Origin of the sequence: Mycobacterium sp. IS-1590 (assembly GCF_001500025.1) — a bacterium.
GTDB lineage: Bacteria > Actinomycetota > Actinomycetes > Mycobacteriales > Mycobacteriaceae > Mycobacterium.
This window is the reverse complement of record NZ_LQIW01000023.1, coordinates 347,932-363,348: the sequence shown is the minus strand read 5'-3', so window position 1 is coordinate 363,348 and position 15,417 is coordinate 347,932. Positions and strand designations below refer to the sequence as shown.

The 15,417-nt window shown below is 66.2% G+C and carries 16 protein-coding genes; 6 read left to right on the top strand and 10 right to left on the bottom strand.

What is annotated here, in order from left to right; all coding sequences use genetic code 11:
- Positions 1 to 59: 59 nt before the first annotated feature.
- The 3 genes from kstD (at position 60) to AU197_RS26780 (ending at position 3,827) form a co-directional block, all read left to right on the top strand.
- A complete protein-coding gene (gene kstD / locus AU197_RS16490; RefSeq protein ID WP_064403840.1) occupies positions 60 to 1,742 on the top strand; it encodes a 3-oxosteroid 1-dehydrogenase in 1,683 nt (560 codons plus the stop codon).
- A gap of 3 nt (positions 1,743 to 1,745) precedes the next feature.
- Positions 1,746 to 2,606 carry an enoyl-CoA hydratase ChsH3 gene (gene chsH3 / locus AU197_RS16485; RefSeq protein ID WP_064403731.1) on the top strand — a complete coding sequence of 287 codons (861 nt, stop codon included), beginning with the start codon at positions 1,746 to 1,748 and terminating at the stop codon, positions 2,604 to 2,606.
- Between the two features lie 276 nt (positions 2,607 to 2,882).
- Positions 2,883 to 3,827 (top strand): MPT63 family protein, encoded by a 945-nt coding sequence (locus AU197_RS26780; RefSeq protein ID WP_064403730.1) that lies wholly within the window; start codon positions 2,883 to 2,885, stop codon positions 3,825 to 3,827.
- A gap of 34 nt (positions 3,828 to 3,861) precedes the next feature.
- Here AU197_RS26780 and AU197_RS16475 read toward each other — a convergent pair whose 3' ends face one another.
- The 7 genes from AU197_RS16475 to AU197_RS16445 are packed head-to-tail and all read right to left on the bottom strand — an operon-like array spanning position 3,862 to position 10,650.
- Positions 3,862 to 4,566 (bottom strand): hypothetical protein, encoded by a 705-nt coding sequence (locus tag AU197_RS16475; RefSeq protein WP_156434441.1) that lies wholly within the window; start codon positions 4,564 to 4,566, stop codon positions 3,862 to 3,864.
- Positions 4,567 to 4,609: 43 nt separating this feature from the next.
- Positions 4,610 to 5,776 (bottom strand): 17-hydroxy-3-oxo-4-pregnene-20-carboxyl-CoA lyase, encoded by a 1,167-nt coding sequence (gene ltp2 / locus AU197_RS16470; RefSeq protein ID WP_064403728.1) that lies wholly within the window; start codon positions 5,774 to 5,776, stop codon positions 4,610 to 4,612.
- Positions 5,776 to 6,180 carry a MaoC family dehydratase gene (locus tag AU197_RS16465; RefSeq protein WP_064403727.1) on the bottom strand — a complete coding sequence of 135 codons (405 nt, stop codon included), beginning with the start codon at positions 6,178 to 6,180 and terminating at the stop codon, positions 5,776 to 5,778. Before AU197_RS16465 ends, ltp2 begins: the two co-directional genes overlap by 1 nt.
- Positions 6,177 to 7,157 carry a bifunctional MaoC family dehydratase N-terminal/OB-fold nucleic acid binding domain-containing protein gene (locus tag AU197_RS16460; RefSeq protein ID WP_064403726.1) on the bottom strand — a complete coding sequence of 327 codons (981 nt, stop codon included), beginning with the start codon at positions 7,155 to 7,157 and terminating at the stop codon, positions 6,177 to 6,179. The genes AU197_RS16465 and AU197_RS16460 overlap by 4 nt, the downstream gene beginning before the upstream one ends.
- The gene (fadE29, locus tag AU197_RS16455; RefSeq protein ID WP_064403725.1) at positions 7,154 to 8,317 is read right to left on the bottom strand and encodes an acyl-CoA dehydrogenase FadE29; all 1,164 of its coding nucleotides are present in this window, start codon (positions 8,315 to 8,317) and stop codon (positions 7,154 to 7,156) included. Before fadE29 ends, AU197_RS16460 begins: the two co-directional genes overlap by 4 nt.
- A gap of 2 nt (positions 8,318 to 8,319) precedes the next feature.
- On the bottom strand, positions 8,320 to 9,345 hold the full coding sequence (locus AU197_RS16450; protein WP_064403724.1) for an acyl-CoA dehydrogenase family protein: 1,026 nt from the start codon (positions 9,343 to 9,345) through the stop codon (positions 8,320 to 8,322).
- 51 nt (positions 9,346 to 9,396) lie between these two features.
- Entirely contained in the window at positions 9,397 to 10,650 is a 1,254-nt protein-coding gene (locus tag AU197_RS16445) for a cytochrome P450 (protein WP_064403723.1), read from the bottom strand.
- Between the two features lie 129 nt (positions 10,651 to 10,779).
- On the opposite strand from AU197_RS16445, the gene AU197_RS16440 reads away from it, so the two are divergent.
- Positions 10,780 to 11,943, top strand: coding sequence for a steroid 3-ketoacyl-CoA thiolase (locus AU197_RS16440; RefSeq protein WP_064403722.1), 1,164 nt, complete (start codon positions 10,780 to 10,782; stop codon positions 11,941 to 11,943).
- 42 nt (positions 11,944 to 11,985) lie between these two features.
- Here the strand turns inward: AU197_RS16440 and AU197_RS16435 are convergent, their stop codons facing one another.
- Positions 11,986 to 12,366 carry a DUF8021 domain-containing protein gene (locus AU197_RS16435; RefSeq protein ID WP_064403721.1) on the bottom strand — a complete coding sequence of 127 codons (381 nt, stop codon included), beginning with the start codon at positions 12,364 to 12,366 and terminating at the stop codon, positions 11,986 to 11,988.
- 23 nt (positions 12,367 to 12,389) lie between these two features.
- Between AU197_RS16435 and AU197_RS16430 the strand changes: the two genes are divergently transcribed.
- On the top strand, positions 12,390 to 12,845 hold the full coding sequence (locus AU197_RS16430) for a nitroreductase family deazaflavin-dependent oxidoreductase (RefSeq protein WP_064403839.1): 456 nt from the start codon (positions 12,390 to 12,392) through the stop codon (positions 12,843 to 12,845).
- A gap of 16 nt (positions 12,846 to 12,861) precedes the next feature.
- On the opposite strand, the gene AU197_RS16425 is transcribed toward AU197_RS16430, so the two are convergent.
- Both AU197_RS16425 and AU197_RS16420 read right to left on the bottom strand, forming a co-directional pair.
- Complete coding sequence (locus AU197_RS16425; RefSeq protein WP_064403720.1) at positions 12,862 to 13,767, bottom strand: SDR family oxidoreductase; 906 nt, start codon at positions 13,765 to 13,767, stop codon at positions 12,862 to 12,864.
- A 30-nt stretch (positions 13,768 to 13,797) separates the two neighbouring features.
- The gene (locus tag AU197_RS16420; protein ID WP_156434440.1) at positions 13,798 to 14,571 is read right to left on the bottom strand and encodes an SDR family oxidoreductase; all 774 of its coding nucleotides are present in this window, start codon (positions 14,569 to 14,571) and stop codon (positions 13,798 to 13,800) included.
- 61 nt (positions 14,572 to 14,632) lie between these two features.
- Between AU197_RS16420 and echA20 the strand changes: the two genes are divergently transcribed.
- Positions 14,633 to 15,388 (top strand): (7aS)-7a-methyl-1,5-dioxo-2,3,5,6,7,7a-hexahydro-1H-indene-carboxyl-CoA hydrolase, encoded by a 756-nt coding sequence (gene echA20, locus AU197_RS16415; RefSeq protein ID WP_064403718.1) that lies wholly within the window; start codon positions 14,633 to 14,635, stop codon positions 15,386 to 15,388.
- Positions 15,389 to 15,417: the final 29 nt, after the last annotated feature.

Here is a 15,417-nt window from a genome sequence, read left to right as displayed (position 1 = left end):
CTTGTTCTGTTGACCGGCGCGGTTGTGGGTCGGCCGGGCAATTCTATAACGTGTTCTACATGACCGGACAGGAGTACGACGTCGTCGTGGTGGGCAGCGGCGCAGCCGGTATGGTCGCCGCGCTCACCGCCGCTCACCAGGGACTCTCGACGATAGTCGTTGAGAAGGCGCCGCACTACGGTGGTTCCACTGCGCGGTCAGGTGGTGGCGTGTGGATTCCGAACAACGAGGTGCTCAAGCGCGATGGGGTCAAGGACACCCCCGAAGCCGCCCGCACGTACCTGCACAACATCGTCGGCGACGTCGTACCCGCCGACAAGATCGACACCTACCTCGACCGCGGCCCGGAGATGCTGTCCTTTGTGCTCGAGCACTCGCCGCTGAAGCTGTGCTGGGTGCCGGGCTACTCCGACTACTACCCCGAGACGCCGGGCGGCAAGCCGACGGGACGTTCGGTCGAACCGAAGCCCTTCGATGCCAAGAAGCTGGGCCCGGACCTTCCGGGGCTGGAACCGCCGTACGGCAAGGTTCCGCTGAATGTGGTTGTCATGCAGCAGGATTACGTTCGGCTCAACCAGCTCAAGCGGCACCCACGCGGGGTCCTGCGCAGTCTCAAGGTCGGCGCGCGCACCATGTGGGCCAAGGCCACCGGCAAGAACCTGGTCGGGATGGGCCGCGCATTGATCGCGCCGCTGCGCATCGGCCTGCGCGAGGCGGGTGTGCCCGTTCGGCTGAACACCGCGCTGACCGACCTCTATGTCGAGGACGGTGTCGTACGAGGCATCTACGTACGCGACAGCACCGCACCGGAGTCCGCTGAGCCCGAACTGATCCGGGCTCGCCGCGGTGTCATCCTCGGCTCGGGTGGCTTCGAGCACAACGAGCAGATGCGCGTCAAGTATCAGCGTGCCCCGATCACCACCGAGTGGACGGTCGGAGCCAAGGCCAACACCGGCGACGGCATCATCGCCGCCGAGAAGTTGGGCGCCGCACTCGATGTCATGGAGGACGCCTGGTGGGGGCCGACGGTGCCGCTGGTCGGCGCCCCGTGGTTCGCGCTGTCGGAACGCAACTCGCCGGGTTCGATCATCGTCAACATGGCGGGCAAACGGTTCATGAACGAGTCGATGCCCTACGTCGAGGCGTGCCACCACATGTACGGCGGACTGTACGGCCAGGGTCCGGGGCCCGGCGAGAACATCCCCGCCTGGCTGGTGTTCGACCAGCAGTACCGTGACCGTTACATCTTCGCCGGCTTGCAACCAGGACAGCGGATTCCAAAGAAGTGGCTGGAGTCGGGCGTGATCGTCACGGCGGCCACGCTGGAGGAATTGGCCGAGAAGACCGGGCTGCCGGTTGATGCCTTGAAGGCGACGGTCGAGCGCTTCAACGGCTTCGCGCGCTCCGGCGTGGACGAGGACTTCAGGCGCGGTGAGAGCGCCTACGACCGGTATTACGGCGACCCGACGAACAAGCCCAATCCCAACCTCGGCGAGATCACGCACCCGCCGTACTACGCGGCCAAGATGGTGCCCGGCGACCTGGGCACCAAGGGCGGCGTGGTCACCGACGTGCAGGGGCGCGCCCTGCGCGATGACGGGTCGGTGATCGAGGGACTCTATGCTGCGGGCAACGTCAGCGCTCCGGTGATGGGCCACACCTACCCGGGTCCGGGCGGGACCATCGGCCCGGCGATGACGTTCGGTTACCTTGCAGCACTCCACATCGCCGGAAAGAGTTGACGCATGCCCATCAATCTCGACGAGGCGCTCGGCGCCGAGCTTCCCGCCGCCGAGTTCTCCTGGACCAGCAGCGACGTCCAGCTCTACCACCTTGGACTCGGCGCAGGTGCCGACCCGATGGACAGGCGCGAGCTGCGTTACCTGATCGATGAAACGCCGCAGGTGCTACCGACATTCGGCAACGTCGCGCAGAGCTTCCACATGACCGAGCCGCCGACGGTGAAGTTCCCGGGCATCGACATCGAACTCTCGAAGGTGCTGCACGCCAGCGAAGCGGTGTCGGCCCCCGGGCCGATCCCACCCTCCGGTACCGGGATCGCTGTCACGCGCTTTACCGACATCTGGGACAAGGGCAAGGCCGCGGTCATCTGGTCGGAGACGACGGTCACGGCGCCCGACGGCACACCGTTGTGGACCCAGAAGCGCTCGATCTTCGCGCGCGGCGAAGGCGGCTTCGGGGGCGAACGCGGACCGTCCGGATCTTCGGAGCCCCCGCAGCGCGCACCGGACTTCGAGATCGCAATCCCCACGTCGCCCCAGCAGGCGCTGCTGTACCGGATGTGCGGTGATCGCAATCCCCTGCACTCCGACCCCGACTTCGCGGCCGCGGCGGGATTTCCGCGTCCCATCCTGCACGGCTTGTGCACCTACGGCATGACGTGCAAGGCGATGGTCGACACCCTGCTCGACGGGGAGACGGCGCGGGTCGGAAGCTACGGCGCACGGTTCGCCGGCGTGGTGTTCCCCGGCGAGACGCTCAAGGCCAGCGTGTGGAAGGAGGGTGACGGCTTCGTCGCCACGGTGACCGCACCCGAGCGCGACGATGCGGTGGCTCTCGCCGGCGTGGAGTTGGTCCCGGCCTAGCGCGTCGCCGCCAATCGCGGCCGCCGCGCATTTGCGCCATGTGGACTTTTTTCTCAAAGCCCACTCCGCGACGAAATAAAGCGTTTGCCCACTGGCTTTGAAGTTGCTCAAACACAACGCTATCCGTCTTACGTGTACGAAAGTTTGATTGCTGCCGGCGAATACTTCACATCGTATTGCCAACTGGTTCAACCGATCCGGATTACACAAACAATTCGCGGCCTGATAGTTTTCTGCGTTGACCATCCCAATTGTCGGACGAGTCAGGAGCACATCTTGAAGATCAGCAAGATCAGCAGCATTGTGGCAGCTACTGCGACGGCGGGATTCATCGCAGCACCTTTGGCTTCCGCCGAGCCCGAGGCCACGCCGCCCGGGCCCGTGGTCCAAACCCAAACGCTCGGAACCCAGGGCAAGTTGGTCGACGGGGCCGTGATCCAGGGCTGGACGATCACCAACCTCAAGCCCAGCAGCGACGTCATCCCCTACCCGGTGACGGGCACACTGTGGGAGGCAACCGCGACGGACCAGGCGATCCAGGGGTCGGTGACGCCGATCGTCGCGAACCTGGTTGCCCGCACGGCTGATGGCCAGACGTACCGCTCGCTGTTCGAAGTGGCGACACCGCAGGGCGTGAACCCCTCGACGTTGGCCCAGGGTCAGGAGACATCCGGCAAGGTCTACTTCGACGTCACCGGCGCAACTCCCGACAGCGTCGCCTACAGCGCCGGCGGACAGGATCTGCTGGTGTGGACGCAGCCGGCCACGAGCTCGGCCACCAGCTCGTCCTCACCCTCGACCTCGTACGGCACCGGTAGCACCGCACCCGCGGAGGCACCGGCCACCGAGGCGGCTCCGGAGGGCACGACCGCCGCTCCGGCCGCGACGGGCACCGAGGCCCCCGAGGGCAGCCAGGGCACGCCGATCGCCGAGGGTAGCCAGGGCACGCCGATCGCCGAGGGCACTCCGGCCCCGGCCGCGCAGGGCACCCCGGCTCAGCCCGAGGGCGTGCCGGCCCCGGCCGCACAGGGCGTCCCGGCTCAGCCCGAGGGCGTGCCGGCTCCGACCGCGCAGGGTGTCCCGGCTCAGCCCGCGCAGGGCACGCCGGCTCCGGCCGGCGCCGAGGGTGTTCCGCAGCCCGCCGGAAGCCAGGGCACTCCGTTGCCCGCGGGTGACCAGGTGCAGATCCCGACCACCTACACCCCGGCCCCGACTCCGTAAGCGGATCGCCTAACAGGTCATACGGTCAGCGTCGTCACGAGTGCGAAGACCACCACGCGTACAACCGTGGGAAGGTCGGGCCAGCCGGCCCCGCTCGGACGGCGCTGACCGTCTTTCGCTCGTCATCGGTCCAGACCACGGTTGGTTGGCCGTCCGTGAACCCGCAGTAGAGCTGTCCGCTGACGCTGTCCGGCGTGGCGTTGCGCCGCCACGGTCCAGGTGACTGGATATTGCCAGGGCAGTCGACCCTCTTCGCGGCTGAGATGGTCTCGTTGAAGACCCTTTCGAGTGAAAAGGTGTCCCCGACAAGGCTGTACGTCGCGGACGTCGGGCCGTCGGGATCGTCGTTCTGGGCGCATTCCACCTGTGACAGAACACCTTCCGGTGCCTGCGTCGGTTCGCACGCGCCCGCACGGTAGCCCTTCGGTAGCAGCCGCAGCAGCCGTGCGTCGTCTTCGGCTGCGGTCGTCGGCTCAGGCCGGCTGGTCGCCGCGGGCCCCTCGGGTCCGGCCGGTTGGGGGTTGTCCTCGGCCGGCCCTGTCGGCCAGAGGAGCACTGCGCCGACCGCGACCACGCCGACGGCTGCGGCGATGATGACCAGGGCCTTCCCGCTGGACCTCGGCTGGACCTGGCGCGGGGTCACCGTCAGCGGCTCATCGAACCTGCGTGCCCAATTTCCCTGACCGGCAGAGAATTCCGGATCAGGGCCGTCCGACTCGGGTCGCCTCGGCGAGTTCACACCTCAGAGGGTAGTAGGCGCCTCGACCTCAGCCGCACATCGATCAGCCGAGGATCAACCCGGATGTGGGGACACCGGTGCCCGCGGTGACCAGGACGTGCTCGACATTCGGCACCGGATTCACCGACGTGCCCCGTAGCTGGCGAACACCCTCGGCGATCCCGTTCATGCCGTGGATGTAGGCCTCGCCCAGCTGTCCGCCGTGGGTGTTGATCGGAAGCCGCCCGCCGACCTCGATCGCGCCGTCGGAGATGAAGTCCTTGGCGTCGCCCTTGTCACAGAATCCGAGCTCTTCCAGCTGAATCAGCGTGAACGGCGTGAAGTGGTCGTAGAGGATCGCGGTCTGGATGTCCTCGGGCTTGAGCCCCGACTGCGACCACAACTGCCGCCCGACCAGACCCATCTCGGGAAGTCCCAGCTCCGGTCGGTAGTAACTGGTCATCGAGTACTGGTCGGGGCTGGACCCCTGCGAGGCCGCCTCGATGACCGCCGGGCGGTGCTTGAGATCTTTGGCCCGCTCGACGGATGTGACGACCAACGCCACGCCACCGTCGGTCTCCTGACAGCAGTCCAGGAGTCGCAACGGTTCGGCGATCCACCGCGAATTCTGGTGATCCTCGATGGTGATCGGCTTCTCGTAGAAGTACGCCTTGGGATTGTTCGCGGCGTGTTTGCGATCCGCGACCGAGATCATGCCGAAGTCCCTACTGGTCGCGCCCGATTGGTGCATATAGCGCCGGGCGATCATCGCGACCTGCGCAGCGGGTGTCGACAGACCGTGCGGGTAGGAGAACGAATTGTCGACGCCGGTCGAGTCGGCGTTCTCGACCAACCGCATCTGGACCTGGCCGAACCGAACACCGGATCGCTCGTTGAACGCGCGGTATGCCACAACGCAATCCGCCACACCGGTCGCCACGGCGATCGCCGCCTGCTGGATGGTCGCGCAGGCCGCGCCACCTCCGTGATGGATCTTGGAGAAGAACTTCAACTCGCCGATGCCCGTCGCCCGCGCGATGGCGACCTCGGTATTGGAGTCCATCGTGAAGGTCACCATGCCGTCGACGTCGGCTGGTGTCAGACCCGCATCGCCGAGCGCGTCCAGCACCGCTTCGGAGGCGAGCCGAAGCTCGCTGCGTCCGGAGTTCTTCGAGAAATCGGTGGCGCCGATGCCGACGATCGCCGCCTTGCCAGACAATGTCCCGGCCATCAGCCCTTCCCTCCGATCGTCAGAGTCGCAGTGGCGATCACGTGGTGGCCGAGGCTGTTGGCACCAATGATCTTCAGCGTGATCAGGCCGTCGTCGATGGCGGTCACCTCACCGGAGAAGGTCACCGTGTCGTAGGCGTACCACGGCACACCCAACCGCAGCGAGATCGATTTGATGATCGCGGTCGGACCGGCCCAGTCGGTGATGTACCGCTGCACCAGGCCGGTGTCGGTGAGGATGTTGACGAAAATGTCCTTGCTGCCCTTGGCCTGCGCCTTGTCCCTGTCGTGATGGACGTCCTGATAGTCGCGGGTGGCGATGGCCGTCGACACGATGAAGGTCGGATCGCCGTACAGGGCGAGTTCGGGAAGTTTGGTCCCTACTTCAACTGCGGGTGCGCTCACGCGGCGGCCTCCTCGACGGGCTCCCATGCGTAGAGCGTCCACGCCGGACCGGACTCCCCCTCGGGGAAGTCGATATACGTTGCGCGGACAGGCATTCCGATCTCGACCGTGGCCGGGTCGACGTTCCGGAGCTGCCCGAGCATCCGTACACCCTCCTCGAGCTCGACAAGGGCGATGACAAAGGGCAACGTGCGACCGGGCACCTTCGGTGCATGGTGCACCACGAAGCTGAACACGGTGCCCTTACCGCTGGCGACGACGTAGTCCGTCGGCTGGTCCTTGTCCTGCCAGATCGCAGGTATCGGAGGATGCACCAGCGTGCCGTCACCACGTTTCTGAATGCGCAACTCGTGTGCGTTGACACCGTCCCAGAAAAACTTGGTGTCGCGGGAAGAAGCCGGCCGCATCATCATGTCCGCGTCCAGGTCGTCAGGCACCGCAGCGCCGGCGTCCTTCTCTGCGGGCTTGAACTTCATGATGCGCCATAGCATCTCGGCGACAACCTCGTCGCCGTCGGTGCCGTCGGCCACCGTCCAGGTGATGTGCTGGTTGATGAAGTATCCCTCACCCAGCGCTGTCTGCTTGGGACCCACGACGTCGGTGATCTCGGCGCGGATGCTGACCTCTTCCCCGGGGCGCAGATACCGGTGATACGTCTGCTCACAGTTGGTGGCGACCACGCCGACGTAGCCGGCCTCGTCGAAGAGTTGCATGATCTTCGACAGCGGATCGTCGTCCGAACGGCCCTGACCGAGCCCGCCCATCGTCCACACCTGGATCATCGCGGGCGGGGCCACGATGCCGGGGTGGCCGGCGGCCTTCGCCGCCTGCTCGTCGGTGTAGATCGGGTTCTGGTCACCGATGGCGTCGACCCAATGGTGAATCATGGGCTGATTGACCGGATCTCGACCGGTGCGCGGCTCGCTCTTGCCGCTTGCCTTGATCTTCTCGATGTCCGCCCTCAGGTCGGCACTCACCGCGGAACCCTCGGAACCTTCAGGCCCGCGGCCGCGATCATCTCCCGCATCACCTCGTTGACACCTCCACCGAACGTGATCACCAGATTTCGTTTGGTCTGCGAGTCAAGCCATTCCAGCAGTTCCGCGGTTTCGGGCTCGGCCGGGTTGCCGTACTTGCCGACGATCTCCTCGGCGAGGCGGCCTGCGTACTGGATCCGCTCGGTGCCGAAGACCTTGGTGGCTGCGGCATCGGCGACGTCGATGGTCTCCCCCGCCGCCGCGACCTGCCAGTTGAGCAGTTCGTTGATCCGCCACATCGCCTTGAGTTCACCGAGCGAGCGCTTGACGTCGTCGTGGTTGATCGGAATGTCGCCGTTGCCACCGGGTTTCGATGCCCATGCGTGCACGTGGTCATACAGGCTGGCGAATCGGCCTGCGGGGCCCAGCATCACACGCTCGTTGTTCAGCTGGGTGGTGATCAGCTTCCACCCGCCGTTCTCCTCGCCGACGAGCATGTCGGCGGGCACCCGGACATCGTTGTAGTAGGTCGCGTTGGTGTGGTGGGCGCCGTCGGACAGGATCATCGGAGTCCACGAATAGCCGGGATCCTTGGTATCGACGATGAGAATCGATATCCCCTTGTGCTTCACCGCATCCGGGTCGGTGCGACACGCCAGCCAGATGTAGTCGGCATCATGCCCGCCGGTGGTGAACACCTTCTGCCCGTTGACGATGTACTCGTCGCCCTGACGGACCGCCGTGGTGCGCAGCGACGCCAGGTCGGTCCCCGCTTCGGGCTCGGTGTAGCCGATCGCGAAGTGCACCTCTCCGGCCAGGATCGCGGGCAGGAATCTCTTCTTCTGCTCCTCGGTGCCGTACTGCTGCAGCGTGGGTCCGACGGTCTGCAGGGTGACGGCGGGCAGCGGAACATCCGCCCGCTGCGCCTCGTTGACGAAAATCGACTGCTCGATGGGCCCGAAGCCCAGACCGCCGAACTCCTTCGGCCAGCCGACGCCGAGCTTCCCGTCCGAGCCCATCCGCTTGATGACAGTGCGGTACGCCTTTCCGTGGCGGTCTTTCTCCATCTCCTTGGCCTCTTCCGGGGAGATGAGATTGGAGAAGTACTCGCGCAGTTCGGCCTGCAGCTGCTTCTGTTCGGGTGTCAGTTCGATGAACATTGCTAGCTCCCGTCGTTTCGCTCGCCCAGCGCGGCTCCCACCAAATCGAGCCGATGTGACGGACCACCCACCAGGCGGGCGAGGTCCTTTATCGAGGAGTAGTAGCGGTCCATCGGATACGTGATGTCCATACCCATGCCGCCGTGCAGGTGGTGGCAGAGTTGCATCACCGGAGGCGCCTGCGAGGCCAGCCAGTATCCGAGGATGTCGATGTCGTCGTCGGCGTCGCGACCCTCGGATAGTCGCCAGGTCACCGAATTCGATGCCAACGTCAGTGTGCGCGAGGCGATGTAGACCTCGGCCAACTGTGCGGCCACGGTCTGGAACGTCGACAGCGGCTTGCCGAACTGCTCGCGGTTCGCCACGTAGTCGGCGGTCAGACGCAGCGCACCGGCGACCAGTCCCGAGGCGAACGCACCGATCGCGGCGAGCGCCAGCTGATTGATCCGGCGCGGCCGCGCGCCGGCCAGCGTGCCGTCGACGGCGGCATCGGTGAACGTCACCGAGTACTCGTCGGCGTGGTTGGAGGTCGGCGTCTTGGTCACCACCACGCCGTCAGCCTTCGGCGACACCACCACCACGGCGCGATCGGCCGTGACGACCAGCCAATCCGCCTGTTCCGCATAGGGAACGGCGACTTTGGTACCGCTGAGCCGGCCGTCGGTGAACGCCACCGCGGGCAGATCGGGCAGCGGCGCCCCCGGCTCGTTGAGCGCGGCCGAGAGCACCGCGCCCTTCGCCACCCCGGCCAGGTAGCGGTCCTGCTGTTCGTCGGTCGCGGACTCGAGAAGCGGCAGCAGCCCGAGACCCAGCGTGGCCAACGCGGGGCTGATCGTGCCGTGCCTGCCGATCTCGGTGAGCGCGGTCGCCACCTCGGGGAGACCGACGCCGTCGCCGCCGAGACGCTCGGGAATCGCCAGGGCTGTCACGCCTCCGGACACCAGTGCGTCCCAGCTGTTGTCTCGGGTCAGCACCGAGGTCACCACGTCGGCGACAGCCTGCTGCCCTTCGTCTGGACTGAAGTCCACCCGAATCCTCCTTGATACCGGGATATTTCGCAGTCGCTACAACTTAAATCGTCAGCTGTTGGCGACCGGGCACTTTCCGGTGTAATCCACCTGCCAGTGCTTGATGCCGTTGAGCCAGCCCGACTTGAGCCGCTCGGGTTCGCCGATCGGCTTGAGATCGGGCATGTGGTCGGCGACCGCGTTGAAGATCAGGTTGATGGTCATCTTCGCCAGGTTCGCGCCGATGCAGTAGTGCGCGCCGGTGCCGCCGAAACCGACGTGCGGGTTGGGGTCGCGCAGGATGTCGAACTTGTGCGGGTTCTCGAAGACCTCTTCGTCGAAGTTGGCCGAGCGGTAGGACATCACGACCCGCTGCCCCTTCTTGATCTGCACGCCACCCAATTCGACGTCCTCCAACGCGGTGCGCTGGAAGGCCGAAACCGGGGTGGCCCAACGGACGATTTCGTCGGCGGCGGTCTCGGGGCGTTCGCGCTTGTAAAGCTCCCACTGATCCGGGTTTTGAGAGAACGCGATCATGCCGTGGGTGATGGAGTTGCGGGTGGTCTCGTTACCGGCGACCGCGAGCATCACGACGAAGAAGCCGAACTCGTCATCGGAGAGCTTCTCGCCGTCGATGTCGGCCTCGATCAGCTTGGTCACGATGTCTTCGGTGGGGTTCTTGGCCCGCTCCTCGGCCATCTTCATCGCGTACTGGATCAACTCGAACGACGAGACCGCAGGGTCCACATGGGCGTACTCGGGGTCTTCACCGGCGGTCATCTCGTTGGACCAGCGGAAGATCTTGTCGCGGTCGTCCTGCGGCACGCCGAGCAGTTCGGCGATGGCCTGCAGCGGCAGCTCGCACGAGACCTGTTCGACGAAGTCGCCGGACTCCTCGGCCGCGGCGGTCTCGGCGATCTTCTGTGCCCGAGCCCGCAGTTCGTCTTCGAGCCGCCCCACAGCGCGGGGCGTGAAGCCGCGCGAGATGATCTTGCGAAGACGGGTGTGCTGGGGCGCGTCCATGTTCAGAAGCACCGCCTTCTGCAGGTCGATGGCATCGCGCGTCATGTCCTGCGGCCAGACCGGGATCGCGCCGTCCGGTGAGCTACCGAAGACATCGTTGCGCTTGGAGACCTCTTTGACGTCGGCGTGCTTGGTCACCAGCCAGTAGCCCTTGTCGCCGAAGCCGCCGGTGCCGCCTGGCACGTCGACCCAGTGGATCGGCTCGGTCCTACGCAACTCGGCCAGCTCTTCGACGGGCAGGCGCTCGAGGTTCAGGCTCGCGTCGAGGAAGTCGAAGTCGGCTGGGATATTCGGGCAAGGCATGGGGGAAGCTCCTCCGCAACAGTTATTGCAACATGTTCTAGTCTCAGTAAAACATGCCTTCTGCGCAGATAAAAGGCAGGTCATCAACGCCGCTTGTCAGAGTAATGAAACGTGTTCTAGCCTGACGGAATGGGTAACCCTGTCATCGTCGAAGCCACCCGCAGCCCCATCGGTAAGCGCAACGGCTGGCTGTCCGGCCTGCACGCCACCGAGTTGCTCGGTGCCACCCAGAAAGCTGTCGTCGAGAGGGCCGGGATCGACCCCGGCGACGTCGAGCAGGTGATCGGTGGCTGCGTCACACAGTACGGCGAACAGTCCAACAACATCACCCGGGTGAGCTGGCTGGTGGCCGGCCTGCCCGAGCACGTCGGCGCGATGACCGTGGACTGCCAGTGCGGCAGCGGACAGCAGGCCAACGGGCTCGTCGCGGGACTGATCGCCGCCGGCGCCATCGACATCGGCATCGCCTGCGGTATCGAGGCGATGAGCCGCGTCGGACTCGGTGCCAACGCCGGCCCCGATCGCAGCATCCTGCGGCCGTCGTCGTGGGACATCGATCTGCCCGACCAGTTCACCGCCGCCGAGCGCATTGCCAAGAGACGCGGGATCACCCGCGAGGAGATCGACCAGTTCGGTTTCGAGTCCCAGCTCAAGGCCAAGCAGGCGTGGGCCGAGGGCCGGTTCGACCGCGAGATCAGCGGCATCGAGGCTCCCGTGCTCGACGAGCAGAAGCAGCCCACCAGCGAGCGCCACGTGGTGACGCGCGACCAGGGCCTGCGCGACACCACGCTCGAGGGTCTGGCGTCGTTGAAGCCGGTGCTCGAGGACGGCATCCATACAGCGGGCACCTCGTCGCAGATCTCCGACGGCGCGGCAGCGGTGCTGTGGATGGACGAGGACAAAGCCCGGGCGCTCGGCTTGCGCCCGCGGGCCCGCATCGTGAGCCAGGCGTTGGTCGGCGCCGAGCCGTACTACCACCTCGACGGGCCGGTCCAGTCGACGGCGAAGGTGCTCGAGAAGGCCGGCATGAAGATGGGCGACATCGACATCGTCGAGATCAACGAGGCCTTCGCCTCGGTCGTGCTGTCGTGGGCGCGGGTGCACGAACCCGACATGGACCGCGTCAACGTCAACGGCGGCGCGATCGCGCTCGGCCACCCCGTCGGTAGCACCGGCAGCCGGCTGATCACCACCGCTCTGCACGAGTTGGAGCGCACCGACAAGAGCACGGCGCTGATCACGATGTGCGCAGGCGGCGCGCTGTCCACCGGCACGATCATCGAGCGGATCTAGTCGCGAAATCGTCGGGCGCCGAAGCGCTTTACGTCGACGGGCTCAGCCGCGCAGCAACACCGGCCGCACGCGCGCGTGGATGTGGTGGATCTTCCCGTCGGCGGCCGGAATGCGGAAGGTCTCCTCGGTGCGGGCGCCCACCCGGCGCCCCGCGATTGTCGGCTTGGTGACGACGGTGAACGTCGCGTGCACGTCGTCGCCGTCGACGCGGAATTCGCGATCGACGATCGCCGAGATGATCTTGAACTGCGGTCCGCGATTCAGGCTGCGGCGCAGATGCGCGCCCGAAAAGCCGGTCTTGAGGCCGTTTTCGATCCTGGTGCAGTCCGGCGCGAAGGGAACGTCGTCGCCCCGATGGCTGACCAGCGCATCGATATAGGATTCCGCGGCGGCGATGCGATCGGTGTCAGAGACGGTGTCCATCGATCGAGCATAGGATGACGGCCATGCCAAAGTCGCGGCCACGGTTCATGGATACGAAGGCCTCGGACTTCTTCGTCAAGCAGATGTCGAGGCTCAACACCTTCATGTACCGCCGCAACAACGGCGAAGGGCTCGGCGGCGAGTTCCAGGGCATCCCGGTGGCGCTGCTGACGACGACCGGACGCAAGACCGGCGAACCTCGGGTCAGCCCGTTGTACTTCCACCGCGACGGCGACAAGGTGATTGTCGCCGCGTCCAAGGGCGGCAGCGACAAACATCCGATGTGGTACCTGAACCTCAGGGCCGACCCCCGGGTCCAGGTGCAGATCAAGAGCGAAGTGCTGGACCTGACCGCGCGCGACGCCACCGAGGAGGAGCGTGCGAAGTACTGGCCGCTACTGGTCCAGATGTATCCGACGTACGAGGACTACCAGTCCTGGACCGATCGCGTGATCCCGTTGGTGGTCTGCGAACCCTGACCGATGACCCGGCCGCTCAGGCGCCGTAGACCGGCACGGGTGGACGCGCCTTGGCGAGGAGATCGGTGACCACCGGGCCGAGTTCGGCGGGATCCCACCGCGCGCCCTTGTCGACCTGTGGCCCGTGTGCCCAGCCCTCGGCGACCCGCACGATGCCGCCTTCCACCTCGAACATGCGGCCGGTGACATCCTTGGATTCGACGCTTCCGAGCCAGACCACGAGGGGCGAGATGTTCTCGGGCGCCATGGCGTCGAAGTCCTGATCCTGGGTGGCCATCATGTCGGCGAACACGGTCTCGGTCATACGGGTCCGCGCCGACGGGGCGATCGCGTTGACGGTGACGCCGTAGCGCCCCATCTCGGCGGAGGCCACCAGGGTCAGGGCCGCGATGCCCGCCTTGGCGGCGCTGTAATTCGCCTGTCCCACACTGCCTTGCAGGCCGGCCCCCGAGCTCGTGTTAATGATCCGCGCGTCAACCGGATTGCCGGCCTTGGACTGGGCCCGCCAGTACGCCGCGGCGTGGCGCATGGTGGCGAAGTGTCCCTTGAGATGCACGGCGATGACGGCGTCGAACTCCTCTTCGCTGGTGTTGGCGAACATCCGGTCGCGCACGATCCCGGCGTTGTTCACCAGAACGTCGAGCCCGCCGAACGTGTCGACCGCGGTCTGGATCAAGCCCTCGGCCTCGGTCCAGTCGGCGACATTGGCGCCGTTGGCGACGGCTTCCCCTCCGGCGGCGGTGATTTCGTCGACGACACTTTGGGCGGCGCTACCGCCACCCGCGGGCGATCCGTCGAGGCCGACCCCGATGTCGTTGACGACGACGCGGGCGCCCTCGGCGGCGAACGCCAGTGCATGCGCGCGGCCGATGCCGCCGCCGGAGCCCGTCACGATTACCACTCGGCCGTCGAGTAAACCCATATCTGTTGTCTCCTTGCCTGTTTGAGCGCCCTATTTGATGTCGGCAGTGGTGGTTGCCAGGTAATGCGGCGGCTCCCCGCCACCGTGCACTTCCAGCGATGCGCCGCTGATGTAACAGGCGGCATCGGATGCAAGGAACGCGGCGGCCCACCCCACATCAGCCGGTTTGGCGAGCCGGCCCAGCGGAACGTTGCGTGAGATCGCCGCGATCGAATCCGCGTCGCCGTAGAAGAGTTCGGACTGTTCGGTCTCGACCATCCCGACCACCACCGAGTTGACCCGAACCTTCGGCGCCCACTCGACCGCCAAGGTCGATGTCAGGCTCTCCATTCCGGCCTTGGCCGCACCGTAGGGTGCGGTGCCCGGCGTGGGACGGCGTCCGCTCACGCTGGCGATGTTGATGATCGACCCGCCCCGCTCCTGCTTCTGCATGAGCGCGTTCGCGTGGGTGGAAACCGATAGCGGTCCAAGGAGATTGAGCTCCACGATCTTGCGGCTGAACTTCGCCGACGATTCGGCGGCCAGGACGTAGGGCGATCCTCCCGCGTTGTTCACCACGACGTCGAGGCGGCTGTGGCGCTCGGCGATCGCCTCGATCATCGACGCCACCGCATCGTCGTCACGCACATCGCACGCATGGAACTCGTACCGCAGGTTCTCGACGGGCCGGCGGGCGCAGGTCACCACCGTCGCGCCCTGAGCGGCGAACACGGCGCTGATACCGGCGCCGACTCCGCGCACTCCGCCGGTCACCAGCACCACCCTGCCTTCGAGGCCGAGGTTTATGTCTCGCAGGTCGGTCACTGTGCTAGCGTACCAAGCAAGTGCTTGCTTTCCTACCGTACCCAAGTGCCCGGGAGTTCCGATGACCATCACCCGTACCGTCACCGAACCGGGAATCGTCTCGGTCACCGTCGACTATCCGCCGGTCAATGCGATCCCGTCGCGCGGCTGGTTCGATCTCGCCGACGCGATCACCAAGGCCGGCGCCGACCTCGAGACGCACGTCGTGATCCTGCGCGCGGAGGGCCGGGGGTTCAACGCCGGCGTCGACATCAAGGAGATGCAGCGCACCGAGGGCTTCACCGCGCTGATCGACGCCAACCGCGGCTGCTTTGCGGCATTCAAAGCGGTCTACGAATGCGCGGTCCCGGTGGTCGCGGCGGTCAACGGTTTCTGCGTCGGCGGCGGCATCGGACTGGTCGGCAACGCGGACGTCATCGTCGCCTCCGATGACGCGACGTTCGGGCTGCCGGAGGTCGAACGCGGCGCGCTCGGCGCGGCGACGCACCTGTCACGCCTGGTTCCCCAGCACATGATGCGCCGACTGTTCTTCACCGCCGCGACGGTCGACGCGGCGACGCTGCACCACTTCGGCTCGGTGCACGAGGTCGTGCCGCGCGATCAACTCGACGAGGCCGCGCTCCGCGTTGCGCGTGACATCGCGGCCAAAGACACCCGGGTGATCCGCGCGGCCAAGGAGGCGCTGAACTTGATCGATGTGCAGAGGGTGAACTCCAGCTACCGCATGGAGCAGGGCTTCACGTTCGAGCTGAACCTGGCGGGCGTGTCCGACGAACACCGCGACGCGTTCGCGGGCACCGACAAGGGAGCCAAATGATTCGGCGGGCACGAGCGAAGCGAGCGGGG